At 75.4% G+C, this 23517-nt stretch carries 18 protein-coding genes and 1 riboswitch; of the genes, 7 read left to right on the plus strand and 11 right to left on the minus strand.

Features of this window, described 5'->3' with window-relative positions; translation table 11 throughout:
* Positions 1-7: 7 nt before the first annotated feature.
* From RDI86_RS03560 to RDI86_RS03570, 3 genes are all read right to left on the minus strand, one after another.
* Positions 8-3637, minus strand: a complete 3630-nt coding sequence (locus tag RDI86_RS03560) for an ABC transporter ATP-binding protein (RefSeq protein ID WP_076405128.1) — start codon at positions 3635-3637, stop codon at positions 8-10.
* A 174-nt stretch (positions 3638-3811) separates the two neighbouring features.
* Positions 3812-4798: a malate dehydrogenase gene (locus RDI86_RS03565; RefSeq protein WP_076405127.1), complete on the minus strand. Its 987-nt coding sequence runs from the start codon at positions 4796-4798 to the stop codon at positions 3812-3814.
* A gap of 152 nt (positions 4799-4950) precedes the next feature.
* Positions 4951-6168 (minus strand): NADP-dependent isocitrate dehydrogenase, encoded by a 1218-nt coding sequence (locus RDI86_RS03570; RefSeq protein WP_308820699.1) that lies wholly within the window; start codon positions 6166-6168, stop codon positions 4951-4953.
* Between the two features lie 373 nt (positions 6169-6541).
* Here RDI86_RS03570 and RDI86_RS03575 point away from each other — a divergent pair, with 373 nt between their 5' ends.
* A complete protein-coding gene (locus RDI86_RS03575; RefSeq protein ID WP_308820700.1) occupies positions 6542-7600 on the plus strand; it encodes an aquaporin in 1059 nt (352 codons plus the stop codon).
* Positions 7601-7759: 159 nt separating this feature from the next.
* Here the strand turns inward: RDI86_RS03575 and RDI86_RS03580 are convergent, their stop codons facing one another.
* On the minus strand, positions 7760-8191 hold the full coding sequence (locus RDI86_RS03580; RefSeq protein WP_061266885.1) for a DUF3017 domain-containing protein: 432 nt from the start codon (positions 8189-8191) through the stop codon (positions 7760-7762).
* Between the two features lie 54 nt (positions 8192-8245).
* Between RDI86_RS03580 and RDI86_RS03585 the strand changes: the two genes are divergently transcribed.
* The gene (locus tag RDI86_RS03585) at positions 8246-9640 is read left to right on the plus strand and encodes an FAD-dependent oxidoreductase (RefSeq protein WP_308820701.1); all 1395 of its coding nucleotides are present in this window, start codon (positions 8246-8248) and stop codon (positions 9638-9640) included.
* 102 nt (positions 9641-9742) lie between these two features.
* Here the strand turns inward: RDI86_RS03585 and purH are convergent, their stop codons facing one another.
* Together purH and RDI86_RS03595 are read right to left on the minus strand one after the other, a co-directional pair.
* Positions 9743-11437 (minus strand): bifunctional phosphoribosylaminoimidazolecarboxamide formyltransferase/IMP cyclohydrolase, encoded by a 1695-nt coding sequence (gene purH, locus RDI86_RS03590; protein WP_308820702.1) that lies wholly within the window; start codon positions 11435-11437, stop codon positions 9743-9745.
* A 60-nt stretch (positions 11438-11497) separates the two neighbouring features.
* A riboswitch (ZMP/ZTP riboswitch) is annotated at positions 11498-11586 on the minus strand.
* Positions 11587-11590: 4 nt separating this feature from the next.
* Positions 11591-12973, minus strand: a complete 1383-nt coding sequence (locus RDI86_RS03595; protein WP_308820703.1) for an MFS transporter — start codon at positions 12971-12973, stop codon at positions 11591-11593.
* 104 nt (positions 12974-13077) lie between these two features.
* Between RDI86_RS03595 and RDI86_RS03600 the strand changes: the two genes are divergently transcribed.
* Positions 13078-13698, plus strand: coding sequence for a helix-turn-helix domain-containing protein (locus tag RDI86_RS03600; RefSeq protein WP_308820704.1), 621 nt, complete (start codon positions 13078-13080; stop codon positions 13696-13698).
* On the opposite strand, the gene purN is transcribed toward RDI86_RS03600, so the two are convergent.
* Positions 13695-14336: a phosphoribosylglycinamide formyltransferase gene (purN, locus tag RDI86_RS03605; RefSeq protein ID WP_061266881.1), complete on the minus strand. Its 642-nt coding sequence runs from the start codon at positions 14334-14336 to the stop codon at positions 13695-13697. The genes RDI86_RS03600 and purN overlap by 4 nt on opposite strands.
* Before the next feature lie 138 nt (positions 14337-14474).
* On the opposite strand from purN, the gene RDI86_RS03610 reads away from it, so the two are divergent.
* Positions 14475-15086 (plus strand): hypothetical protein, encoded by a 612-nt coding sequence (locus tag RDI86_RS03610; protein WP_061266880.1) that lies wholly within the window; start codon positions 14475-14477, stop codon positions 15084-15086.
* 147 nt (positions 15087-15233) lie between these two features.
* Here RDI86_RS03610 and RDI86_RS03615 read toward each other — a convergent pair whose 3' ends face one another.
* The 3 genes from RDI86_RS03615 to sucC all read right to left on the minus strand — a co-directional run bounded on the left by RDI86_RS03615 (position 15234) and on the right by sucC (position 18748).
* Positions 15234-16484, minus strand: a complete 1251-nt coding sequence (locus RDI86_RS03615) for a DUF6350 family protein (protein ID WP_076405335.1) — start codon at positions 16482-16484, stop codon at positions 15234-15236.
* A 166-nt stretch (positions 16485-16650) separates the two neighbouring features.
* Positions 16651-17541, minus strand: coding sequence for a succinate--CoA ligase subunit alpha (sucD, locus tag RDI86_RS03620; protein ID WP_308820705.1), 891 nt, complete (start codon positions 17539-17541; stop codon positions 16651-16653).
* A gap of 37 nt (positions 17542-17578) precedes the next feature.
* Positions 17579-18748, minus strand: coding sequence for an ADP-forming succinate--CoA ligase subunit beta (sucC, locus tag RDI86_RS03625; protein ID WP_021482339.1), 1170 nt, complete (start codon positions 18746-18748; stop codon positions 17579-17581).
* A 209-nt stretch (positions 18749-18957) separates the two neighbouring features.
* Here sucC and RDI86_RS03630 point away from each other — a divergent pair, with 209 nt between their 5' ends.
* The 3 genes from RDI86_RS03630 (at position 18958) to RDI86_RS03640 (ending at position 20643) form a co-directional block, all read left to right on the plus strand.
* Complete coding sequence (locus RDI86_RS03630) at positions 18958-19179, plus strand: helix-turn-helix domain-containing protein (protein ID WP_034653339.1); 222 nt, start codon at positions 18958-18960, stop codon at positions 19177-19179.
* Between the two features lies 1 nt (position 19180).
* Positions 19181-19756, plus strand: coding sequence for a Clp protease N-terminal domain-containing protein (locus RDI86_RS03635; protein ID WP_308820707.1), 576 nt, complete (start codon positions 19181-19183; stop codon positions 19754-19756).
* A 173-nt stretch (positions 19757-19929) separates the two neighbouring features.
* The gene (locus tag RDI86_RS03640; protein ID WP_308820708.1) at positions 19930-20643 is read left to right on the plus strand and encodes a DUF6518 family protein; all 714 of its coding nucleotides are present in this window, start codon (positions 19930-19932) and stop codon (positions 20641-20643) included.
* A gap of 90 nt (positions 20644-20733) precedes the next feature.
* Here RDI86_RS03640 and pcrA read toward each other — a convergent pair whose 3' ends face one another.
* Positions 20734-23484: a DNA helicase PcrA gene (gene pcrA / locus RDI86_RS03645; protein WP_308820709.1), complete on the minus strand. Its 2751-nt coding sequence runs from the start codon at positions 23482-23484 to the stop codon at positions 20734-20736.
* Positions 23485-23517 lie beyond the last annotated feature (33 nt).

Here is a 23517-nt window from a genome sequence, read left to right on the forward strand (position 1 = left end):
GCGGTGGTCAGCCCGCGAGATGGCCCCAGCGCGGGGCGAGCTCGGACCACGGCCCGACGGCGGCGACCCGGCCCTCGTCGAGCACGACCACGCGGTCCGCCCGGGCGAGCGCCGCGCGCTTGGACGTCGCGCCCACGACCGTGGTCCCCCGCTCGCGCAGCGACTCCCACAGCTCGATCTCCGTCGCCGCGTCGAGCGCGCTGGAGACGTCGTCGGCCAGCAGCAGCTCGGCGTCGGTCGCGAGCGCCCGGGCCAGGGCGAGCCGCTGGACCTGGCCGCCCGAGAGCCGGACGCCACGGTGCCCGACGAGCGCCTCGTGCCCGCCCGCCTCGACGACGTCCCGCTCGAGCCGCGCGGCCGCGACGGGCCCGTGGACGTCGCGCTCGTGGCCGAGCCGCACGTTGTCCGCGAACGTCCCCGACAGCACGCGCGGCACCTGCGCGACGTGCGCGACCTGGCCCGGCCGCAGGAACGTCTGGGCGTCGACGACGTCCGTGCCGTTCCAGCGGATGCGGCCCGTGTGCTCCATGAGGCCCGCGAGCGCCGAGAGCAGGCTCGACTTGCCCGCGCCGACCTGCCCGAGCAGCAGCACGAGCTCGCCGCGGCCGACGGACAGGTCGACGTCCTGGACGCCGATCGTGCCGTCGTCGTGCAGCGCGGTCACGCCGTCCAGGTCGATCCGCTCGAGCGGCCGCCGGGGGCCCGGGTCGGGCGTGGGGGCGGCGCCCGTGAGCAGGTCGACGCCGGGCGGCAGGTCCATGAGGTCCGTCCCGGCGGCGAACCGGCTCGTCGCGCGCTGCCACGAGCGCGTGCCGGGCGCCTCGGTCACGACGGCGCCCGCGACGACCCCGAACCAGCCGAAGCCGGTCACGGCGTTGGCGACGAGGAGCGCCGTCGCGAGGTCCCACGTCCCGGTGAGCAGCCCGGCCCACGCCGCGACGACGCCGAGCTGGATCATGACGAGCGGGACGCCGTCGAGCGCGGCCTGCACGCGGTGCTCGAAGACGGCGGCGCGCACGCGCCCGGCGTCCACCTCGCGCAGGTGCGCGTGCACCTGCGGCGTGCGGGCGGCGAGCTTCACCGTCCGCGCGGAGTCGAGCGCCGAGACGAGCGCGCGGCCGAACCGGGCGCGCGCGGCCGACGAGCGGGTCGCCGACCGCCCGGCGATCGGCCGCCCGAGCGCCGACGCCGCCGCGGACACCACCATGACGGCGAGGAGCACCGCGCCGGCGAGCCACGACCGGCTGAGCAGCGCGGTGACGCCCGCGATGACGAGGCCGTTGACGAAGTCGACCCAGCGGTCGGCGTACCGGACGAACCGGTCGGCGTCCATGGCGCGGGCGACGACCTCGCCGGGCGGCGTGGCCGTGAGCCGGTGCTGGCGGGTCTGGCCCGCCATGACCGCCATGCGCACGCGCAGCAGCACCTCGACCCACCAGCGCGGGTAGACGTACAGCGCCCACGCGAGGCACAGCGGCGCGACCACGAGCAGCACGGCGAGCGGCACGAGCTGACGCGCCGGGAAGCCGGAGTCGAGGTCCTGGACCGCCTGGCCCCAGAGGAAGCCGGTGACGGCGCCCTGGGCCGAGACGAGGCTCGTGACGAGGAACAGGACCGCGCCCACCACGCCCCACGCCGGGCGGACGAACAGGGCGTGCGCGACGCCGCGCGCGAGGCTCGGCCCGTCGCCCGGGTCGTCGAGGACCGGTGGCTCGCCGCGCCGTCGGCGTCCGCCGACCGCGTCGGAGGCGCGGGCCGCGGGCGTGTCGCCCTCGGCGCCCGCATGGTCCTGCGCGGCCGCGGGCGCGGCGGCGGGCGCCGGGTCGCCGGGCGCGAGGTCGTCGACGTCGTCGCCGCGCGGTCCGCCGTCCTGCGCGACGCTCGCGACGAGCAGGTCGCGGTAGGGACCGGGGGCGTGGGCGAGCGCGGCGCGCTCGCCCTGCTGCACGACCCGGCCGTGGTCGAGGACGGCCAGCAGCCCGGCCCGCTCGATCGTCGTGAGCCGGTGCGCCACGAGCACGCCCGTGCGCCCCGCGAGCAGCCGCTCCGACGCGGCGACGACGCGCGCCTCCGTGAGCGGGTCCATGCGCGCCGTCGCCTCGTCGAGCACGACGACCTGCACGTCGCGGACCAGCAGGCGCGCGAACGCGACGAGCTGCTCCTCCCCCGCCGAGAGCGACGTCCCGCCGGGACCGAGCAGGGTGTCCAGGCCGTCGGGCAGGCCCGCGACCCAGTCGTCGAGCCGCAGCTCGCGCACGGCGGCCTCGACGTCGGAGCGCGGGACGTCCGCGAACAGCGCGACGTTCTCCGCGAGCGTGCCCGCGAGGATCTCGGTGCGCTGCGTGACGACGCCGACCGCCGCGCGCAGCGCCTGGAGGTCGAGGTCGCGCACGTCCACGCCGCCGACGAGCACGGCGCCGCGCGGCGGCTCGACCGCGCGCGAGAGCAGCGACGCGAGGGTCGACTTGCCCGAGCCGGTGCGCCCGACGAGTGCGACCGTCTCCCCCGCGGGCACGTGCAGGTCCACCCCGTCGAGCGCGAACGTGCCCTCGGCGTAGGAGAAGTGCAGGTCGCGCACCTCGATCCCGACCGGCCCGGCGGGCAGCGTGCGCCCGCCCGTCGGCTCGGGCTCGACGGCGAGCATCTGCCGGATGCGCGTGAGCGCGCCCAGGCCCTCCTGGATGTCCGGGAGGTGGTGGACCAGGTTGTCCACCTGCCCGACGAAGAGCGCGGTCACGAGGAACAGGGTGACGAGCCGGTCGACGCCCAGGTCGCCGTCCGCGGCGAGCGCGGCGCCCGCCAGGGCCACGCCCGCGAGCAGCGAGGCGAGCACGAGACCGGCGCGGCGGAGCATGCGCGCCTCGACGACGAGCACGGCCTCGAACTTCCGGTGCACCCGGGCCGAGCGCTCGGCGAGGCGCCGGATCGCGAACGACTGCCCGAGGCTCGTGCGCAGGTCGTCCCGCGCGGCCACGGACTCCTCGAACGCTGCCGCGTGGTCCGTCCACGCCATCTCCTCGATGACCTTGCGGCGCGCGATCTCGCCCAGCATCGGGCGCACGATGAACCACGCGACCGCCCCCAGCACCGGGAAGAGGACCCACGCGGGCCACCACGTGAGGCCGGCGACGACCCACATCGGCAGCACGCCGACGACGGTGCGGCCCGCGCCCCAGAGCTGACGGCGCACGAGCGTGCCGACGGCGTGCGTGTCGTCGTCGACACGGTCGAGCACCTCGCCGACCGCCTGCTCCGTGAGCGTGGCGAGCGGCTGGTGCAGCGCCGCGGTGAGGAGGTCGCCGCGCAGGCGGCCCTCGGCGCGGTCGACGACGCCCGCCCACACGACCTGGCCGACGGTGTCGAGCAGCGCCGCGCCGACGACGCACGCGGCGAGGAGCTGGAGCGTCGCCGTCGTCGGGTCCTCGGCGAGCCACCCGGCGATGACGGTGCCCAGCGCGGCGCCGACCGCGCCGACGGTGAGCGCGAGCAGCGCGAGGACGGCCTGCGGGCCGCGCAGGCGGCGCCAGTCCAGGCGCCGGGCGGGGTCGGTCGAGCGCGGGGCGGCGGCCGACGGCGCGGCGTGCGGGTCGGACGGGGGGTTCGTGGGCTGCTCGGTCGGCAGGGAGGCGTCGATCATGGCCCCACGACCCTACGGCGACCCACCCCCGCCGACGCAGGGATTTTCGCCGCCCGCAGCCCCTGCCCGGCCCGGTCGGCGCGGGGACGACCCGGGCCGGCCAGCGTCGGCTCGGGTCGGCCCCGGACGCAGCGCGGCCCGGGTCCCGAAGGACCCGGGCCGCGGCGGTACGGCTCAGACCAGGCCGAGCTCCTCGACGGCCTGACGCTCCTCCTGGAGCTCCGCGACCGACGCGTCGACGCGCCCGCGCGAGAACTCCGAGAGCTCCAGGCCCTGGACGATCTCCCACGACCCGCCGCGCGAGACCACCGGGAACGACGAGATGAGGCCGGTCGGGACGCCGTACGACCCGTCCGACACGACGCCCGCGCTCGTCCAGTCGCCCTCGGGCGTGCCGAGGACCCAGTCGTGCACGTGGTCGATCGCCGCGTTCGCCGCCGACGCCGCCGACGAGGCGCCGCGCGCGTCGATGATCGCCGCGCCGCGCTTCGCGACCGTCGGGATGAACGTGCTCTCCAGCCACTCGCGGTCCTCGGCGAGCCGCGCGCCCGGCGTGCCCGCGACGTCCGCGTGGAAGAGGTCGGGGTACTGCGTGGCCGAGTGGTTGCCCCAGATGGTCACCTTGCGCACCTCGGACACCGGGACGCCCGCACGCTTCGCGACCTGCGTGAGCGCGCGGTTGTGGTCCAGGCGCGTCATCGCGGTGAACCGGTCCTTCGGGACGTCGGGCGCGTTCGACGCCGCGATGAGCGCGTTCGTGTTCGCGGGGTTGCCGACGACGAGGACGCGGACGTCGTCCGCCGCACCCGCGTTGATCGCCTGGCCCTGCGGCTTGAAGATGCCGCCGTTCGCCTCGAGCAGGTCGCCGCGCTCCATGCCCGGGCCGCGCGGGCGGGCGCCCACGAGGAGCGCGACGTTCGTGCCCTCGAACGCGGGCGTCGGGTCGTCGAAGATGTCGATGCCGGCGAGCAGCGGGAACGCGCAGTCGTCCAGCTCCATGGCCGTGCCCTCGGCGGCCTTCACGCCCTGCGGGATCTCGAGGAGGCGCAGGCGCACGGGGGTGTCGGGGCCGAGCATCTGGCCCGACGCGATGCGGAACAGCAGCGCGTAACCGATCTGACCGGCCGCGCCGGTCACCGTCACGTTCACGGGGGAAGTCATGCGCTCACTCTCCCACAACGCGACGCGCCCGGACGCGCGGGGCGGCGCGCCCGCCGGTGCCGACTCCCGCCTCTGCGGCCCCCGGGAACGACGACGGCGGCGCCCCCCCCTGCGCAGGGGACGCCGCCGTCGGGCGTGCGGTGCGGGCCGGATCAGCCCAGGCGCGCCTTGAGGTTCTCGTCGAGCGCGGCGAGGAACTCCTCCGTCGTCAGCCACTCCTGGTCCGGGCCGATGAGGAGCGCGAGGTCCTTCGTCATCTTGCCGGACTCGACCGTCTTGATGACGACGTCCTCGAGCGTCTGCGCGAACTCGGTGACCTCCGGCGTGCCGTCGAGCTTGCCGCGGTGCATGAGGCCACGCGTCCAGGCGAAGATCGACGCGATCGGGTTCGTCGACGTCGGCTTGCCCTGCTGGTGCTGGCGGTAGTGGCGCGTCACCGTGCCGTGCGCGGCCTCGGCCTCGACGGTCTGGCCGTCCGGGGTCATGAGGACCGACGTCATGAGGCCGAGCGAGCCGAAGCCCTGCGCGACGGTGTCGGACTGGACGTCGCCGTCGTAGTTCTTGCAGGCCCAGACGTAGCCGCCCTCCCACTTCATGGCCGAGGCGACCATGTCGTCGATGAGGCGGTGCTCGTAGGTGAGGCCCTTGGCGGCGAACGCCTCGGCGAACTCGGCGTCGAACACCTCCTGGAAGATGTCCTTGAAGGCGCCGTCGTAGGCCTTGAGGATCGTGTTCTTCGTCGAGAGGTACACGGGGTACTCGCGCTGGAGGCCGTACGCGAACGAGGCGCGCGCGAAGTCGCGGATCGACTCGTTGAAGTTGTACATGCCCATCGCGACGCCGCCCTCCTCGGGCATGGTCACGACCTCGAACTTCTGCGCCTCGGAGCCGTCGGCCGGCTCGAAGGTCATCGTGATCCTGCCCGGGCCGGGGACCTTGAAGTTCGTCGACTTGTACTGGTCGCCGTGGGCGTGACGGCCGATGATGATCGGCTTGTTCCAGCCCGGCACGAGGCGCGGGATGTTGGAGATGATGATCGGCTCGCGGAAGACGACGCCACCGAGGATGTTGCGGATCGTGCCGTTCGGCGAGACCCACATCTTCTTCAGGCCGAACTCCTCGACGCGCGCCTCGTCGGGCGTGATCGTCGCGCACTTGACGCCGACGTTGTACTGCTTGATCGCGTGCGCGGCGTCGATCGTGACCTGGTCGTCGGTCGCGTCGCGGTTCTGGATCGACAGGTCGTAGTACTTGAGGTCCACGTCGAGGTACGGGTGGATGAGGCGGTCCTTGATGAACTGCCAGATGATGCGCGTCATCTCGTCGCCGTCGAGCTCGACGACCGGGTTGACGACCTTGATCTTGCCCATGCGCAGATCGCTCCAACTGTCGGGGACTGGAGCCCCCGGGTGTCGGACGGCGACCGTGCGGCCCGTGGGCCCGGTCCGTCGCACACGAGGGCGTTGCTGACCGCGGTCCAGGGTACTCGACTTCTCGACGTCAAGATACTTTGGCGACGCCCGGCGGACCGTTCGGATCGTGAGACCCGGCGTCCGTTCTCAGGTGCAGCACCGCAGATTTCCACGCATCTCCCGGGTGGTGGTGGCAAGATGCCCCCAGATGCCGGAATGGCCGGGCACTCGGTCAGGCATCGTGCCGTCGTCCCGACGGCCCGCCGGTGCCGCACCGCGGCACACCGGGCCGGGACTGCCCGAAGTTCCCACCGAACCAGACAGGATCATCATGTCCCAGGACACCACCGCTCCCGGCGCACCGGAGGGCTACGTCGACGACGCGCGCCCCGCGCAGACCGAGGCCGTCGCTGTCGTCCAGCCCAGCCTCCTCGCGCGCCTCGGCGCCGAGGTCTTCGGCACGTTCTTCCTCGTCCTCGCGATCATCGGTGTGGCGCTGTACACCTTCGTCAGCCAGCAGAACGCCCTCGCGGTCGCTCTCGCGGGCGGCCTCGCGCTGCTCGCCGGCGCCGCCGCCGTCGGCAACGTCTCCGGCGGCCACTTCAACCCGGCGGTGACGCTCGGCGCCGCCATCGGCGGCCGTACCGCGTGGCGCGACGTGCTGCCCTACTGGGTCGCGCAGCTCGTCGGCGCGCTCCTCGCGGGTCTCGTCCTGCTCGCCACCGTCCCGAGCTCGCTGCCCGCGCTCGTCGGGCAGGAGGACCGCGGCGGCCTGTTCGTCTCGACCGCGAACGGCTACGGCGACTTCTCGTCCCTCTCCACGGCGTCGCAGGGCGGCACCGAGTTCGGGCTGCTCGCCGCGCTGCTCATCGAGACCATCGCGACCGCGGTGTTCGTCGGCGTGATCCTCGGCGTGACCGACAAGCGCGCGACCGTGCAGTACGCGCCGGTCGTCATCGGCCTCACCCTCACCGCCCTGATCCTCGTCGCGGTGCCCGTCACGAACGCGTCGCTCAACCCGGCCCGCTCCATGGCGTCGGCCGTCTTCGCGGGCGACGGGGACCTGTGGAAGCAGCAGTGGGTCTTCTTGGTCGCGCCGCTCCTCGGCGCCGCGATCGCGGGCCTCTTCTACCGGGCGTTCGCGTTCGCCCCGAAGCAGGACGACCTGCTCGGCGAGGACCACGTCGTCACGCTGACCGAGGCCGAGGTCGCCGGTGGCGCCGCCGCCGGTGCGGGCGCGGCCGTCGTCGGCGCCGGTGCGGGCACCGTCGTCGAGGAGGCGGTCGTCGTCACGGACGAGAACGGTGACGTGGTCGCGGTCGAGGAGGTCGTCGAGACGGACGACCCCGACGCCCCGGCCCCCGGCGAGGGCACGGCCCCGCGGGCCTGACCCTTTCTCGCACGCCCGACGGGCCCGGACCGCGCACGCGGTCCGGGCCCGTCGTCGTGCAGGCCGCACCTCGTGCAGGCCGCACCTCGTGCGGGTCGCTCGTCGCGCGGGTTCGCACGTCGCGCGGGCCGCACGTCGGCCGCGCTCCGCGCGGGGACGTCAGAGCTCGCCCTGGTCCAGGCTCAGCGCGAGGAACGCCATGACCGCTGCGGGCGCGAGGAAGAAGAAGACGTCGAGCCCGCGCGACCGGACGGTGATGCCGACCGGGCCGGGGCCCGGGATCGCCGCGCGGCACACGCCCGCGACGGCGAGCAGCCCGGAGAGCGCGAAGCAGCCCGCCCGCGCACCGGCGAGGACGGCCACGACCGTGGCGACGGCGACGCCCGCGAGGACCAGCCACATCGCGGGCTGGCGGGACGGCGCGAGGCTCGCGGGCGGCTCGGGCACCGGGGGCGGGGTCGCGTCGTCGGGCACCGGGGCGCCCTCGGGAGCCGTCCCGTCGCCGGTCTCGTCGTCGACGTGGTGCCACACCGGCACGAGCGTCGCGCGTGGCCGGTGCCGCGTCCCCCCGTCCGCGGTGACGTCGCTCACGCTGCTGCACCTTCCACGCCCGGAAGCCTACCGTCGTGCCCTAGCGTGACGTGCATGCCGTCCGTCGTGCCGCCGGTCCCGTCCGCTCCCCCCGCCACCTCGACCGATCCCGCGACCGGCCCTGCGGCCGGCCCGGCGACCACCCGGCACGACGGCGGGCCGCCGTCGTCCGTGGTCGTCGTCGGCGCCGGGCTCGCGGGCGCCCAGACCCTCGCCGCGCTCCGCCGCCGCGGCTACACCGGGCGCGTCACGCTGCTCGGCGCGGAGGGCGTGCCGCCGTACGACCGCCCGCCCCTGTCGAAGGAGCTCCTCAGCCGGCCCTCCCCCGCGTGGCTCGCCGACGACCTCGGGGTGGACGTCGACGCGCTCGCCGACGACGTCCGCCTCGCCGACCCGGCCGTGCGCCTCGAGCGGGTCGGGACCGCCGACGCTTCCGGCTGGTCCGTCGAGACGCGGTCGGGCGACCGCCTCGTCGCCGACGCCGTCGTGCTCGCGGTCGGCTCCGTGCCCGTGCGGCCGCGCGGCTGGGAGCACGCGCGCGTGCTCCACACCGCGGCCGACGCCGACGCCCTGCGCGCCGCGCTCCGGCCGGGCCTGCGCCTCGTCCTCGTCGGGGCCGGGTGGATCGGCGCGGAGCTCGCCGGCGTCGCGGCGGGCGCCTGTGCGCACGTCACCGTCGTCGAGGCCGCGGGTGCGCCGCTGCACCGCCAGCTCGGTCCGGACGTCGGGGTGCACCTCGCGCCCTGGTACGCGGCCGCGGGTGCCGAGCTCGTCACCGGCGCCACCGTCGCGGAGGTCCGGCCCGACGGCGTCCGGCTCGCCGACGGCCGCGAGCTGCCGGCCGACGTCGTGCTCGCCGCCGTGGGCGCCCGCCCCGCCACCGACTGGCTCGACGGCGTCGTGCCCCGCGACGCGCGCGGCGGCGTCACCGTGGACGCGGACGGCGCCGTGCCGGGGCTGCCCGGCCTCTGGGCGGTCGGCGACTGCGCGAACCGCGACCACCCCGTGCTCGGTCCTGTCCCGGGCGGGCACTGGTCGGCGGCGCTCCACGACCCGGACGCGACCGTCGCGGCACTGCTCGGCGACGGCGGCGACCGGGCCGCGCACGCGCCGTACGTGTTCTCCCAGCAGCTCGGGCACGACCTCGCGCTGTTCGGCGTGCCCGCCGAGGGCGACGAGGTCGTGCTGCGCGGCGACCCCGCGGGCGGCGCCACCGGCCACGAGGGCTGGGCCGCGTTCTACCTCGCGCCCGCGGCACGCTCCGAGCCCGGCGGCCCCGCCGCCGACGACCCGACCGCCCGGGGCACCGACGTCCGGGCCGTGCTCCTGGTCGACTCGCCGCGCGACGTCGGCCCCGTGCGCAAGGCGATGAACCGGACGGGCCGCCTGCGCGTCGACCTCGACGTCGCGCTCGACCCGGCCCGGCGCCTGCGCGACGCCCTCGCCTGACGCCCTCGCCTCGCCCCCTCGCCCGCGACCGCGAGCGCGAGCGCGAGCGCGAGCGCGACGGCCCGCCGGTCCGAGGACCGGCGGGCCGTCGAGCGGGACGGGTCAGTGCGCGAAGTGACGCGTCCCCGTGAAGTACATCGTCACGCCCGCGGCCCGGGCGGCCTCGATCACCTCGGCGTCGCGGATGGACCCACCCGGCGCGACGACGGCGCGCACGCCGGCGTCGAGCAGGATCTGCAGGCCGTCCGCGAACGGGAAGAACGCGTCGGACGCCGCGACGGCGCCCCGGGCCCGCTCCTCGCCGTCCGCGAGCGTGTTGGCGCGCTCGACCGCGAGGCGGCACGAGTCGACGCGGTTGACCTGCCCCATCCCGACCCCGACGGCGGCCCCGTCGCGCGCGAGGAGGATCGCGTTCGACTTCGCCGCGCGGATCGCGCGCCACGCGAAAGCGAGGTCGGCGAACGTCGCGTCGTCGGCGGCGTCCCCCGTGACGAGCGTCCAGTGCTCGGGCGCGTCGCCGCCGGTGACGTTCCCCTCGGCGTCGGTCACGACCGCGTCGACCCGGTCCGTGCTCTGCACGAGCAGCCCGCCGCTGACCGGGCGGGTCTCGACGGTCGTCGTCGGCGGGGCGTCGACGACGAGGAGACGCAGGTTCTTCTTCGCCCGCAGCACCTCGAGCGCGTCCGGCTCGAACCCGGGCGCCACGACCACCTCGGTGAAGACGGGCGCGATCTGCTCGGCGGCTGCCTTCGTCACCACGCGGTTCGCGGCGATGACGCCGCCGTAGGCCGACACGGGGTCGGTCGCGTGGGCGCGCGCGTGCGCCTCGGCGACGTCCGTGCCGACCGCGATGCCGCACGGGTTCGCGTGCTTGATGATCGCCACGGCCGGCTCGTCGTGGTCGTGCGCGGCGCGCCACGCGGCGTCGGCGTCGACGTAGTTGTTGTAGCTCATCGCCTTGCCGTGGAGCTGCGTCGCCTGGGCGAGCCCCGTCGCGCCGTGGCCGACCGTGTAGAGCGCGGCGCGCTGGTGCGGGTTCTCGCCGTACCGCAGCACGTCGGCGCGGTCCCACGTGGCGCCGATCCACGCCGGGAAGCCCGTGCTCACCGTCTCGCCCTCGGCGCCGCCCTCGACCGGGACCGCGTCCGTCGGCGCGACGACGTTGCCCATCCAGGACGCGACGGCGACGTCGTAGGTCGCGGTGTGCACGAACGCCGCGGCGGCGAGCGCCTTGCGCTGCGCGTAGGTGAAGCCGCCCGCCTGCACGGCCGCGACGACGTCGTCGTACCGGGCCGGGTCCACGACGACCGCGACGCTCGGGTGGTTCTTCGCCGCCGCGCGGACCATCGACGGGCCGCCGATGTCGATCTGCTCGACGACCTCGTCCGGCCCCGCGCCCGACGCCACGGTCGCGGCGAACGGGTAGAGGTTGACGACGACGAGCTCGAACGGCGCGATGCCGAGCTCGTCGAGCTGCGCGAGGTGGTCGGCCTTGCGCGAGTCCGCGAGGATGCCGGCGTGCACGCGCGGGTGGAGCGTCTTGACCCGCCCCTCGAGGCACTCGGGGAACCCGGTGAGGTCCTCGACCTTCGTCACCGGGACGCCCGCGGCCGCGACGGTCGACGCCGTCGAGCCGGTGGAGACGAGCTCGACACCCGCGGCGTGCAGCGCCGTCGCGAGCTCGACGAGGCCCGTCTTGTCGTAGACGCTCAGGAGCGCGCGGCGCACGGGGCGCCGCGAGTCGTCGGTGAGCTGGACGTCGGGGGCGGAGGGCACGTGCGGGGCCGGGTGGGACATGACGAGGGGCTCCTCTGGGTCGCGGTCGCCGCGCCGACGGAGCCGACGCGAGTGGCAGAACCCAGGCGCCCAGGCGGTCGACGCTCCAGCAGGTAGATCCGGCCGCTCCCCGGTGGTCGTTCCCACCCTCGCCAGTCGCGGCCGTGGTCCAGTCTAGCGGCCCGACGGCGGCGCCCCCGGCTCGGCCGGGACCGCACCCGGCACGACCCCCGACGCCGCGAGGGCGGCCGCGTCGTCGGCCCAGGTGTCGGGCGTGCCGACCCGCCAGAGCGGGCGGACCGCGCTGAGGACCGCGACCGTGACGACGAGGAGCCCCGCGAGCACCGCGAGCGCGGTCCCGAGCCCGAACCGGTCGAGGAGCCCGCTCCCGACGAGCGGGACGAGCGGGCCCGCCGCGAGGCCGGTGAGCCCGAGCACGGACGCGAGCCGGCCCTGGAGCTGCGGCGGGGTGACGGCCGCCGCGTACCCCGACAGGCCCGCGTTCACGGCCGGGACGAGCAGGAGGGCGAACGGCAGCACCGCGAGGTACGCCGCGTACGACTCCAGCACGGCCATGACCACGGACCCCGCGGCGAGCACGCCGAGCGCCGCGACGACGAGCGCCCCCGCGCGGACCCGCGCGACGAGCCGGGGCGCGAGCACCGCGCCGACGAGCACGCCCACGCCGACCGCGAGGTCGACCAGGCCGATGAGGAGCGGCGCCGTGCCCGTGCGCACGAGCTCGAGGTTGATGCCGACCATGAGGCTGCCGAACGCGACGTTGATGACGACGAACAGGCCGAGCAGCGCGCGGAACAGCGGCACGGACCACACGAAGCGCAGCCCCTCGCGCAGCGCCGCGACGGGCCGGGTGGCGCGCGCGGCCGCGACGTCGCCGTTGAGCGGCTCGCGCACGAGCCACGTGCACACCGCGGTCGCCGCGTGCCCGATCGCGGCCCCGGCGAGCGGGACGGCGTGCGCGACGGCGTAGAGCGCCCCGCCGAGCGGGCCGGCGAGCAGGCTCGCCACGGCGTCCCGGCCCTGGGCGGCCGCGAGCGCCGTCGGGAGCTGCGGCACCGGCACGACCGAGCGGAACGCGCCGCTCGTCGCCGGGTCCACGAGCGCACCGACGACCGAGGCCCCGAACAGGACGGCGGCGAGGTGCCACGCGGAGAGCGACCCGGCGCCGGCGGCCACCGCGACGGTCGTCCAGAGCAGCGCCCCGACGGTCGCCGCGGCCACGACGAGGCGGCGGCGGTCCACGCGGTCGGCGACGACACCCGCGGGCAGCGTCGCCAGGAGCGCCCCCACCTGCCCGACGGCGGCCACCACCCCCGCCTGCACGACGGACCCGGTGAGCCCGTACGCCACGAGCGGCACCGCGAAGAGCGCCACCCCGGCACCGAGCGACTCCGCGGTCAGCCCGGTCATGAGCAGCAGGTACGACCGGTTGCGCAGGAGCGACGGCGGCGCGTCCGGCGCGAGGCCGACCGCGGCACCGTGGTCGGACGACGGAGCGGTGCGGGGTCCCGGGGGCGCGGGGGGTGGGTTCGACATGGAGGAGAACCTACGTGCGCAACGAGACTTGCGCAATAGTCGTTGCGCACCTTGTGGTGAGCACTCCCCCGTGCGGAACACTCGGGCGTTGCTAGCCTCGGCCTGTGCTCGAGACCTTCCACGTCCAGGACCCCGCGGCGCTGCGCGCGATCGCGCACCCGCTGCGCCAGCGGATCCTCATGGAGCTCGCCGTCCTCGGCCACGCGCGCGCGGCCGACCTCGCCCGGGCCACCGGGGAGCCCGCCAACTCCGTGAGCTTCCACCTGCGGGTCCTCGCCCGGGCGGGCATGATCGTCGAGGCGCCCGAGCACGCCCGGGACCGGCGGGACCGCGTCTGGAAGAACGTCGCGGAGACCTACGCGGTGGAGCCCGGGACGCCGGACGCGGTGCGCCACGTCGTCCGCCCGGCGCTCGCCTGGGCCGAGGAGACGTTCCGCCGCGGGAGCGCGATGGGTGCGCGCGAGGACCGGATCCTCGCGCTGAGCACGCTCGTGCTCAGCCCCGAGCAGGCGGCGACGATGTCGCGCGAGCTCCAGGAGCTCGTCGGGCGCTGGAACACGCGCGCGCTCGAGGAGGGGCGCGCGGACCCCGAGGCGCGCCGCGAGACCTACCAGGTGCTCGCGGTGCTCGCCCCGCGCGACCTGCCCCCGGCGGACGACGACGACCCCGCGCCCCCGCCGGGAGAGGACGCCTCCGGCCGACGGGCCGAGACGCCCGCCGACTAGCCCAGCACGACCCGGCGTCCGTCGACGCGCAGGCCCTCGCGCGCCACGCGCCCCACGGTCTCGACGAGCAGCGCGCGCTCGGCCACCTTGATGCGCTCGTGCAGCGACGACTCGTCGTCGCCGTCCTCGACCGGCACCGCGACCTGGGCGACGATCGGGCCGGTGTCCACGCCGTCGTCGACCACGTGGACCGTGCAGCCCGTGACGCGCACGCCGTAGGCGAGCGCGTCGCGCACGCCGTGCGCGCCGGGGAAGGACGGCAGGAGCGCGGGGTGGGTGTTGAGCGTGCGGCCCGCGAAGCGGCCCACGAACGCGGGGCCGAGGATGCGCATGAACCCGGCGAGGACCACGAGGTCGGGCCGGAACACGTCCACCGCCTGCGCGACGGCCTCGTTCCACGCGGCCCGGTCCGCGAAGTCCCCGGGGGCCACGACCACGGCGGCGACGCCCGCCTCGCGGGCGAGGTCCAGGCCGCCGGCGTCCGCCTTGTCGGAGACGACGCCCACGACGCGCGCGCCGTACGCAGCGTCGTCGTGCGCGGCGAGGAGCGCCGCGAGGTTGCTGCCCGCCCCCGACACCAGCACGACGACGCGGGCGGCGGAGGTGGACTCGACGGGGTGGCCGGACGGCGTCTGCACGGTGCTCCTGCGGGGTTTCGAGGGGTCGCGGGTCACGGAGCGCGACCGCGGCGGCGGGCCGGTGGGACGCCCGTCGGGGCACGCAGCCTCCGATGGGAGAATGTACCGCGAGCCGCCCGACCGACCGAGGAGCTGCCCGTGGGCAACCCGTACGCACCGCCCCGTCCCGACGCGCCGCAGCAGCCTCGACCCGAGCCCGCGCAGCCGGAGGACGGAGCGCGTCCGGACGCGCCGGCGCCTGCACCGGGCCCCGCCCCCGCGCCGATCCCCCCGGCCCCCGCGCGCCCGGACCAGCAGGCCGGGCCGGGCCACCGGCGCCCCGCGCCGCCCGAGCCCGCGGAGCCCGACCCGGAGCTCGCCCGGCAGGCGACGCGGCGCACCCTGCACTTCGGCCTGCTCCTGCTCGCCGTCATCGTCGTGAGCACCATGCCGTTCCCGTGGCAGGCCGTGAGCCTCGCGCTCGCGCTCGGCGCGATCGTCGTGGGCATCCGGGCGCTGCTGGCCGTCTGGCGCGCCCGCGTGCGTGGCGCGCTCGTCCCGGCCCTCGGGATCGGCGTCGGGCTCTCGGCCATGCTCGCGCTCCAGATGGTCTCGACGCTCGTCACGTGGGACGTCGCGCTCGCGCACCAGCAGTGCCTCGACGGCGCGATCACCGTCTCGGCCGAGAAGCGCTGCGACGTCGAGCGCACGCACGCGCTCGAGGAGAAGTTCGCCCGCTGGTTCCCGACCCCCGCCCCCGCGTCCTCCTGACGCGTCGAGGCTCCTCACCCGTTCACGACGCAGCTCGTCGACGGTGAACGCGTGACGGTGCCGGCGACCCCGGGGGGCCGGCCGCCGCGGACGACGCCGCGCGGCAGCTCCTGCCCGGTCCGCCCCGGCGACCCGCCTGCGCGAGGGTCAGCCGGCGTCGCCGTGGCGCCGGCCCAGGACCTCGAGCCGGGACCACAGGACGGCGAGCGCGGCGCCGCCGCCGATCTCGGCCGCGGCGAGCGCGCCGACGAGGAGCGCGTCCGCGCCCACGACCTCGAGCCGGCCGGGGCCCACCGCTCCCCCGGCGAGCCAGCTCACGAGCCCGACGAGCAGGCCGGACGCGAGCGCGACGCCGGCGAGCGCGAGGACGACGGCGGACCAGGGGACGACGTCGTCCGGGTGGGTGCCCGTCACGTCGCGCAGGCGCCGCCAGACGAACACGCCCGCGACGACGCCGAGCGCGACGACGCCGGCCGGCACCCAGGGCGTGAGGGCGTTGGTCCAGTCGTCGCCGGGCAGCGCCCCGAGGAGCGGGATCGCGGGCAGCGCGCCCGGCTCCGACCCGCCGGGCGCGAACGTGCTCCCCTCGCCCACGGCGAACCCGGGGCCGACGAGCCACGCCCCGGCCCACGCCACGAGGTTGGGCAGCACGGCGAGCTGGCCGAGTGCGAGGACGATCCCCCCGACGGTCCCGGGCACGAGCCCGGCGACGATGTCGCCCGACGTCGCGCGGCCCGCGACGAGCCACGCGCCGACGACCACGGCGGACGCCCCGGCGAGCAGGCTCGTGCCGAGCAGACCGCCCCGCAGCCCGAGGCGCACCGTCGGTGGCACGACCCGGTCGAGACGCCCGGCGAGGTCGGCGACGAACGGCGCGTCCGGGCGCGCGAGGATCCCGCCGCCGAGCCCGAGCCCTCCGACGACGGCTCCCCCGACGACGGCGACCCCGAGCCCCCAGGGCGGCGTCGAGCCGGCGAGCAGCGCGACGCCGAGCGTCGCGAGCGCGTACGTGGCGGTGCCGGCCACCCAGGCGGAGACCGCGGTGTGCGCCGAGCGGCGTGCCGACGCGAAGCAGCAGAAGAGCGCGAGGGCGGTGAGACCGAGCGGCACGAGGGTGACCGTCGTGCCGCTCGCGACGAGCGGGACGCCGTGGCCGAGGAGCCAGAAGCCCGCCGCGACGGTGACCGACTGCCCCCAGCCCGTCCCCTCGGACGCCCCGGTCGAGGACGCCAGGAAGGCGACGACGCCCGGGAGCACGACGACGGCGAGCGACAGGGTGAGCGCCTGGAGCGCGGCGAGCACGCCGGACGGTGCACGACGCACCCCGACGGGTGCGGGTGCCGGGCTGCCTTCCACGGTGCGCGTGCGCGCACCGCGAGTCGTGCTGGTGGTGCTCATGGTGCCCATCGTCGTCGATCGAGAGGTCGGTTCGGGGCATTCGCCCCGGCGCGCCAGACTACCGGCGCCACCGGCCCCGGGGACGACGACGCCCCGCGACCGGCGGACCGGTCGCGGGGCGTCGTACGGCGTGGCAGCGGGCCGTGCGGCCCGACGGAGCCAGGGGTCAGGCGAGGACCTCGCGCAGGAGCGCGGCGGTCTCGGACGGCGTCTTGCCGACCTTGACGCCGACGGCCTCCAGGGCCTCCTTCTTCGCCTGGGCGGTGCCCGCGGAGCCGGAGACGATGGCGCCGGCGTGGCCCATCGTCTTGCCCTCGGGAGCCGTGAAGCCCGCGACGTAGCCGACGACCGGCTTCGTGACGTGCTCCTTGATGTACGCCGCGGCGCGCTCCTCGGCGTCGCCGCCGATCTCGCCGATCATGACGATCGCCTTGGTCTCGGGGTCGTTCTCGAACGCCTCGAGCGCGTCGATGTGCGTGGTGCCGACGATCGGGTCGCCGCCGATGCCGATGGCGGTCGAGAAGCCGAGGTCCTTGAGCTCGTACATCATCTGGTAGGTCAGCGTGCCCGACTTCGACACGAGACCGACCGGGCCCTTGCCCGTGATGGTGTGCGGGGTGATGCCGGCGAGCGACTCGCCCGGCGTGATGATGCCGGGGCAGTTCGGGCCGATCATGCGCGTGCCCTTGCCCTGCAGGTAGGCCCAGACCTCGGCCGTGTCCTGGACGGGCACGCCCTCGGTGATGACGACGATGAGCGGCATCTCGGCGTCGATCGCCTCGATCGCGGCGCCCTTGGTGAACGCCGGCGGGACGAACAGGACGGACACGTTCGCGCCCGTCTCGGCCATCGCCTCGGCGACGGTGCCGAACACCGGCAGCGTGACGTCGTTGCCCTCGTGGTCCTTGTGCGTGACGGTCGTGCCGGCCTTGCGGGCGTTGACGCCGCCGACGATCTGCGCGCCCGAGTCGAGCATGAGGGCGGTGTGCTTGGCACCCATCCCGCCGGTGATGCCCTGGACGATGATCTTGGAGTCGGAGTTCAGGTAGATCGACATGGTGTTCTCTGTCTCAGCTTTCCGCGTCTACGGGCGATCAGGCGTTGGCCAGCTCGGCCGCCTTGGCGGCACCGCCGTCCATGGTCTCGGCGAGGGTCACGAGCGGGTGGTTCGCCTCGCGCAGGATCGCGCGGCCGAGCTCCACGTTGTTGCCGTCGAGGCGCACGACGAGCGGCTTGGTCGCCTCGTCGCCGAGGATCTCGAGCGCGCCCACGATGCCCTTCGCGACCTCGTCGCACGCGGTGATGCCACCGAAGACGTTGACGAAGACCGACTTGACCTGCGGGTCGTTGAGGATGACGTCGAGACCGTTCGCCATGACCTGCGCGTTCGCGCCGCCGCCGATGTCGAGGAAGTTCGCCGGCTTGACGCCGCCGTGCTCCTCGCCCGCGTACGCGACGACGTCGAGCGTGCTCATGACGAGCCCGGCGCCGTTGCCGATGATGCCGACCTCGCCGTCGAGCTTGACGTAGTTGAGGCCGTTCTCCTTGGCCTTGGCCTCGAGCGGGTCGGTCGACTCCTTGTCCTCCAGCGCCTCGTGGTCCGGGTGACGGACCTCCGACGCGTTGTCGTCCAGCGTGACCTTGCCGTCGAGCGCGATGATCGAGCCGTCCTCGGTGCGGACGAGCGGGTTCACCTCGACGAGCGTCGCGTCCTCGGCCGTGAACACGGTCCACAGCGAGCGGATGACGTCGGCGACCGGCGCCTTGAGCTCCTCGGCGAAGCCCGCGGCGTCGACGATCTCGCGCGCCTTCGCCTCGTCGATGCCCACGATCGGGTCGACGGCGACCTTGGCGAGCGCCTCGGGGCGCTCGACGGCGAGCTGCTCGATCTCCATGCCGCCCTCGACGGAGCACATGGCGAGGTAGTTGCGGTTCGAGCGGTCCAGCAGCACCGAGAAGTAGAACTCCTCGGCGATCTTGGCACCCTGCGCCACCATCACGCGGTGGACGGTGTGGCCCTTGATGTCCATGCCGAGGATCTCGGACGCCTTCTCGGCGGCCTCCTCGGGCGAGTGGGCGAGCTTGACGCCGCCGGCCTTGCCGCGGCCGCCGGTCTTCACCTGGGCCTTGACGACCACGGTGCCCCCGCCGAGCTTCTCGGCTCCCGCGCGGGCCTCCTCGGGCGTCGTCGCGACGACCCCGCCCAGCACGGGCACGCCGTGCTTCTCGAAGATGTCACGCGCCTGGTATTCGAACAGGTCCACCCTGCTGCGTCCTTCCGTCTGATGCGCCGTGTGCGGCATGACCGATGTCTCGACATCAAGACATCCCCGTACAGGGTAGCCCCCGCTCCGGGGCGCGCCTATCCGGGGCCGCTGCGGCGGCTCGCGGACCGGTGTTCCCTTCGTCACCCCGCACGACGGGCGTCAACCACTGTTGACATCAGACCGAGCGTCAACCTAGATTGACACGCATGGAACCCGTCGACATGGACGCCGCGAGCAGCACCGACCCGGACGTCGGGCTGCGCGCCGTGCGGTCGCTGCGCGTGCTGGCCGAGCGCCTCGAGGCGCTCCAGGTCGAGCACGCCCGGGCGCTCGGCTGGTCCTGGCAGGAGATCGCCGACCGGCTCGGCGTCACGCGTCAGGCCGTGCACAAGAAGTACGGCGCGTCCCGCACCACGAGGAGGTCGTGACATGTTCGAACGCTTCGCCGCCGACGCCCGGGAGACCGTGGTCGGCGCCCAGGAGGTCGCGCGGGAGCGCGGCGACGACACGATCGACGGGGTGCACCTGCTCCTGTCGCTCGCCCGGCAGGAGGGCGGCGCCGGGGCGGCCGCGCTCGGTGCGGTCGGCGTGAGTCCGGCCGACCTCGAGCGCGAGGTCGACGCGGCCGGCGGGCTCGACCCGCTCGACGGCTCCGCGCTCGCGGCGCTCGGGATCGACCTGGACCAGGTCCGGGCCCGCACGGACGCCGCGTTCGGCCCCGGCGCGCTCGACCGGGCAGGGAACGAGGCGAGGGGCCGCGGGCGCCGTCGAAGCCGCTCGCACGTCCCGTTCACTCCCGAGGCGAAGAAGGTGCTCGAGCTCTCGCTCCGCGAGGCAGTGCACGACGCGTCGCGCGTGATCGACTCGGGCCACGTCCTCGCCGCCGTCGCGCGCAGCACGGGCTCGACGGCGCACCGGGCGCTCACCGGCGCGCTCACGGCCGCCGGGTCCGACGACGTCGGGCTGCGCGCGGCGCTCGCGACCCGCCACCGCGCGGCGTCCTGACCGGCACGCAGCGCCGCACGTCGCGGTCGGGCCAGGGACGGGACGGGCGGCCGACGGCAGCGTCACGGCAGGCTCCTCGGGCTCGGTCGTCCTGCCACGGGAGGACCGGGCGCGCGCTCGTGCCCGACGACGGGCTGACGCCCCGCGGCGCCCGGCGCACCTACCGTCGGGGTGTGCCCGACCAGACTGCGCTCCCCCGCCGCTCGGACGCCCGCTCCGACGCCCCCGCCCTCCGCACGCGCTCCGCGCCGGGCCGCCACGCCGGCGCCCCGGCGCCCGGTGGGCAGCCGTGGGCGCGGGGCGCCGTCGTGCTCGCCGCGAGCTTCCTGCTCGGCGGCCTCACCTCCTTCGCCCAGGGCTTCCTGCCCGACGCCGCAGCCCCCTTCGCGAACTCGGCGAGCGGCTGGACGCTGCTCACGGCGCTCCTCGTCGCCTGGGCCGCCCGCGACGCGCGGACGCGGACCTGGCACGCCGCCGTGCTCGGTGCCGCGAGCTTCGTGCTGCTCACCCTCGGGTACACGGTCGCCGCCGACCTGCGTGGGTTCTTCTACGACCCGACGCTGTTCGGGGTGGTCGGTCTCGTCGTCGGCCCGTTCGTCGGGGTCGCGGCGGCGTGGCTGTGGCGGGCAGGCGTGCGCGCGGCTCTCGGCACGGCGGTGCTCGCGGGCATCGGCCTCGGCGAGTCGGTGTACGGGCTCACCACGGTCGTCGAGACGACGGGCGCCACGTACTGGGTCGTGATCGGGCTCGCGTCGCTCGTCCTGCTCGCCGCGGTGCTGGCCCGGCGCCTGCGCGGCCCCGTCCCGGTGGCCGTCGCCGCGGGAGGCACCGCCGTCGTCGCCACGGCGTTCGTCCTCGCCTACCGCGCGCTCGGCACGATCGGCTGACGCGGCGGACGTCCCCCGCGCACGCAGGGCGCTCGACCGGCCGGTCGAGCGCCCTGTGTGTCAGCGCGTGGTGCGTCGGAGCGTGGTGCGTCAGAGCTTCGTGACGGGCGAGTACCGCAGCAGCAGCCGCTTGGTCCCGTCCGCGCCGAAGTCGATCTTCGCGACGGCGTTCGGCCCCGCGCCCTCGAGCGAGACGACCGTCCCGAGCCCGTACGCGTCGTGCGTGACCTTGTCGCCGACGGCGAGGTTCGGCACGTCCCCGTCGGCCCGCGGCGTCGCCGACCCGAACTTCGCACCGCCGGAAGGCGAGCCGAACGCGGCGCGGGCAGGGGCCGACGACGGGGCGTGGCGGGTCTGGCGGGAGCTGCCCGAGGAACGAGGGCCGCGGATGGTAGACCCGTCGTCGTCGGCGCCTGTCCGCGCCCCCGACCCGAATCCCGAACGCGAACCTGACCACGAGCCCGAGCCGCGGCCCCAGACGGACCCGCCCGCGCGCAGCGTCGCCATCGACGACTCGCGCCGCCGCCAGTCCCACAGCTCCTCGGGGATCTCCTCGAGGAACCGGCTCGGCGGGAACTCGTTCGCCATGCCCCACGCGGAGCGCACCGCGGACCGCGACACGTAGAGCCGCTCGCGCGCGCGGGTGATGCCCACGTAGGCGAGGCGGCGCTCCTCGGCGAGCTCGGCGTCGTCGTGCAGGGACCGCATGTGCGGGAACGTGCCGTCCTCCATGCCGGTGAGGAAGACGACGGGGAACTCGAGGCCCTTCGCGGTGTGCAGCGTCATGAGCGTGACGACGCCCGGGTCCTCCTTCTCCTCCCCCTCGTCCTCCTCGTCGGCGCCGTCGTCCGCGGGGATCTGGTCCGCGTCGGCGACGAGCGAGACGCGCTCGAGGAAGTCGGACAGCGTGCCCTCGGGGTCGAGCTCGCTGAACTCCGTCGCGACGGCGTGCAGCTCGGCGAGGTTCTCGACGCGCGTCGCGTCCTGCGGGTCGTCGCTCGCGCGCAGCTCGGCGAGGTAGCCCGTGCGGTCGAGGACGGCGCCGAGGATCTCGGACGGGCTCGCGCCGGAGTCCGCGAGCTCGCGCAGCCCCGTCATGAGCTCCGCGAAGGCGCGCAGCGGGTTGAGCGTGCGGTTCGTCAGGCCGGGGATCTCGTCGATGCGGGCGAGCGCCGCGCCGAACGAGATGCGCTCGCGGTCCGCGAGCGCCGCGACGGCGCCCTCGGCGCGGTCGCCGAGACCGCGCTTGGGCACGTTGAGGACGCGGCGCAGGTTGACGTCGTCGTCGAGGTTGTCGATCGCGCGCAGGTAAGCCACGGCGTCCTTGACCTCGCGCCGCTCGTAGAAGCGCGTCCCGCCGACCACCTTGTACGGCAGGCCGACGCGGATGAGCACCTCCTCCAGCGCCCGGGACTGCGCGTTCGTGCGGTAGAAGACCGCGACGTCGCCGGGGCGCACGCCCTCGGTGTCGCCGAGGCGGTCGATCTCCTCCGCGACGAACCGCGCCTCCTCGTGCTCGTTGTCCGCGACGTAGCCGATGACCTTCGCGCCCGCGCCCGAGTCCGTCCACAGGCGCTTGGGCTTGCGGTCGGGGTTGCGCGAGATGACGGCGTTGGCGGCCGAGAGGATGTTCTGGGTCGAGCGGTAGTTCTGCTCGAGCAGGATGGTCCGGGCGTCCGGGTAGTCGGCCTCGAACTCGAGGATGTTGCGGATCGTCGCGCCGCGGAACGCGTAGATCGACTGGTCGGCGTCGCCGACGACCGTGAGCTCGGCCGGGTCGAGCGCCGGGACCTGCGCCTCGCCCGTGCCGCTCGTCGCCGGGTCGGTCGCCGCGGAGTCCTCCCCCACGCCCGCGAGCTCGCGCACGAGCACGTACTGCGCGTGGTTGGTGTCCTGGTACTCGTCGACGAGCACGTGGCGGAACCGGCGGCGGTAGTGCTCGGCGACCGCGGGGAACGCCTGGAGCAGGTTCACCGTGGTCATGATGATGTCGTCGAAGTCGAGCGCGCTGGCCGCGACGAGACGGGCCTGGTAGCGCGTGTAGACGTCGGCGAGCACCTGGTCGAACTCGGGCACGTTCGCGCCGTGCTGGCCGGCCCGCGCCGCGAGGCCGTCGTCCGTCGCGTGGGCGCCGGAGTCGCGCGCGTAGGTCTCGGGGTCGATGAGCTCGTTCTTGAGGTCCGAGATCTTGTTGGCGAGCGACCGGGCCGGGTACTTCTTCGGGTCCAGGTCGAGCTCGCGCGTGACGAGGGTGATGAGCCGCTGGGAGTCCGCGGCGTCGTAGATCGAGAAGCTCGACCGCAGGCCGAGCGTCTTCGCCTCGCGCCGCAGGATGCGCACGCACGCCGAGTGGAACGTGGAGACCCACATGTTCCGCGCCGACGGCCCGACGAGCGCCTCGACGCGCTCGCGCATCTCGGCCGCGGCCTTGTTGGTGAACGTGATCGCGAGGATCTGGCCCGCCCGCGCCCGGCCCGTGGCGAGCAGGTGCGCGATGCGGTGCGTCAGCACGCGCGTCTTGCCCGACCCGGCGCCCGCGACGATGAGCAGCGGCCCGCCCGCGTGCACGACGGCCTCGCGCTGCTGCGGGTTGAGCCCGTCGAGCAGAGCGTCGGGGTCGAGGTGCGCGTATAGGCCCCGGCGCTCGCCCGACGGCGCACCGCCGGTCGTCCCCGGCGCGCCGTCCCCGGCGGGCGACCCCGCGCCGTCGGGCACGGCCGGGTCGTCGGTCCAGCGCGGGGCGGTCCGCGGGAGGCGGGACTCGCCGCCGTGGTCGACGCGCGGGCCGTCGAACAGCGTGTCGAGGCCGGGCAGCGGGAGGTTCTCGAAGAGCGAAGCCATAGCCCCTCCAGCCTAGGCGCCCGCGCCCACACC

This window comes from Cellulosimicrobium sp. XJ-DQ-B-000 (assembly GCF_031119065.1).
Classification (GTDB): Bacteria; Actinomycetota; Actinomycetes; order Actinomycetales; family Cellulomonadaceae; genus Cellulosimicrobium; species Cellulosimicrobium funkei.

What these genes read in the sequence shown, in the direction of transcription:
- RDI86_RS03565 (WP_076405127.1), bottom strand. Translation starts at nt 4,798, where the DNA reads ATGACTTCCCCCGTGAACGTGACGGTGACCGGCGCGGCCGGTCAGATC.
- RDI86_RS03560 (WP_076405128.1), bottom strand. Translation starts at nt 3,637, where the DNA reads ATGATCGACGCCTCCCTGCCGACCGAGCAGCCCACGAACCCCCCGTCC.
- RDI86_RS03575 (WP_308820700.1), top strand. Translation starts at nt 6,542, where the DNA reads ATGTCCCAGGACACCACCGCTCCCGGCGCACCGGAGGGCTACGTCGAC.
- purH (WP_308820702.1), bottom strand. Translation starts at nt 11,437, where the DNA reads ATGTCCCACCCGGCCCCGCACGTGCCCTCCGCCCCCGACGTCCAGCTC.
- RDI86_RS03570 (WP_308820699.1), bottom strand. Translation starts at nt 6,168, where the DNA reads ATGGGCAAGATCAAGGTCGTCAACCCGGTCGTCGAGCTCGACGGCGAC.
- RDI86_RS03635 (WP_308820707.1), top strand. Translation starts at nt 19,181, where the DNA reads ATGTTCGAACGCTTCGCCGCCGACGCCCGGGAGACCGTGGTCGGCGCC.
- RDI86_RS03630 (WP_034653339.1), top strand. Translation starts at nt 18,958, where the DNA reads ATGGAACCCGTCGACATGGACGCCGCGAGCAGCACCGACCCGGACGTC.
- pcrA (WP_308820709.1), bottom strand. Translation starts at nt 23,484, where the DNA reads ATGGCTTCGCTCTTCGAGAACCTCCCGCTGCCCGGCCTCGACACGCTG.
- RDI86_RS03585 (WP_308820701.1), top strand. Translation starts at nt 8,246, where the DNA reads ATGCCGTCCGTCGTGCCGCCGGTCCCGTCCGCTCCCCCCGCCACCTCG.
- RDI86_RS03595 (WP_308820703.1), bottom strand. Translation starts at nt 12,973, where the DNA reads ATGTCGAACCCACCCCCCGCGCCCCCGGGACCCCGCACCGCTCCGTCG.
- sucD (WP_308820705.1), bottom strand. Translation starts at nt 17,541, where the DNA reads ATGTCGATCTACCTGAACTCCGACTCCAAGATCATCGTCCAGGGCATC.
- RDI86_RS03615 (WP_076405335.1), bottom strand. Translation starts at nt 16,484, where the DNA reads ATGAGCACCACCAGCACGACTCGCGGTGCGCGCACGCGCACCGTGGAA.